The 402-nt window shown below is 60.7% G+C and carries 1 pseudogene; it reads right to left on the bottom strand.

Annotation, left to right across the window (positions count from 1 at the left end):
• Nucleotides 1-14 precede the first annotated feature (14 nt).
• Nucleotides 15-402: pseudogene (locus ALO43_RS18655) on the bottom strand (type 2 periplasmic-binding domain-containing protein); the annotation flags it as partial.

The raw sequence follows: 402 nt of genomic DNA, 5'->3' as shown, positions 1-402 counted from the left end.
GACAAGGCAGTCGTTCAGCGGGCAACCTGCGTCTGGCTGTCCAGCGCCGCATTGAACGACTCGTCAAACACGCTGGCAGCAGGATAGCGTTTGGTCAGCCCGGCGTGGTTGAAAAAATCGATAGTCTGCTGTGCGCCTGCCACCACTTGCGGGGTGATCGGCACCACCACGACCTGAGCGCGGGAAAACCAGCGGCGCGCTACTTGTGCATCGGCTTTGGTCAGCGCAGCCCAGGCGTTGGCGTAGATTTCATTGTGCTGCGGGTCGCTGACCGACTAGGCGCGCGCGGCTTGCAGGCGCTGCAGGAAATCGCTGATCTGCGCGCGCTTGTCCTTGATGGCCTGATCGTTGGCGACAATAAAGCTTTGCGCAGGGATCAAGCCGTCGGCAGTTGCAATGATT

It is taken from the genome of Pseudomonas tremae, assembly GCF_001401155.1.
Classification (GTDB): Bacteria; Pseudomonadota; Gammaproteobacteria; order Pseudomonadales; family Pseudomonadaceae; genus Aquipseudomonas; species Aquipseudomonas tremae.
The sequence above is the reverse complement of the archived record's forward strand: the minus strand, read 5'-3'. Positions and strand labels throughout refer to the sequence as shown.